Origin of the sequence: Alkalihalophilus lindianensis (genome assembly GCF_032843265.1) — a bacterium.
Lineage (GTDB): Bacteria > Bacillota > Bacilli > Bacillales > Bacillaceae_D > Alkalihalophilus > Alkalihalophilus lindianensis.
In genome coordinates this window covers 1-328 of the sequence record NZ_JAWJBA010000130.1, presented here as the reverse complement: position 1 = coordinate 328, position 328 = coordinate 1, and the positions used below count along the sequence as shown (strand labels likewise).

The 328-nt window shown below is 37.5% G+C and carries 1 pseudogene; it reads left to right on the top strand.

Annotation, left to right across the window (positions count from 1 at the left end):
• Positions 1 to 147: 147 nt before the first annotated feature.
• Positions 148 to 328, top strand: a pseudogene (locus RYX56_RS21625) (flagellar motor switch protein FliM); the annotation flags it as partial.

The following is a 328-nucleotide window of genomic DNA, read 5'->3' as shown; positions in this document are numbered from 1 at the left end:
GAAGAAATCGTCAATTTAAAACGATAATATAGAACGTAAGCTGAGTTTAAAAGATAGGTGGGCAAACGGATGATATCGCGTATGGATTCTCCATTCTATTTTTCGAATTATTTCTTGTGACTCAGGGAAGAGTTAGGGGGATGCCCTTTGGCAGATGTATTATCGCAACAAGAAATCGATGCCCTTTTATCTGCCTTAAACAGCGGTGAACTTGCGGCATCTGAAGTAACAGAAAAAAAGCAAAAAATAAAAGTATATGATTTCAAACATGCCATGAGGTACTCTAAGGAACAATTGCGCAGCATTACAAGAATCCATGAGAACTTTA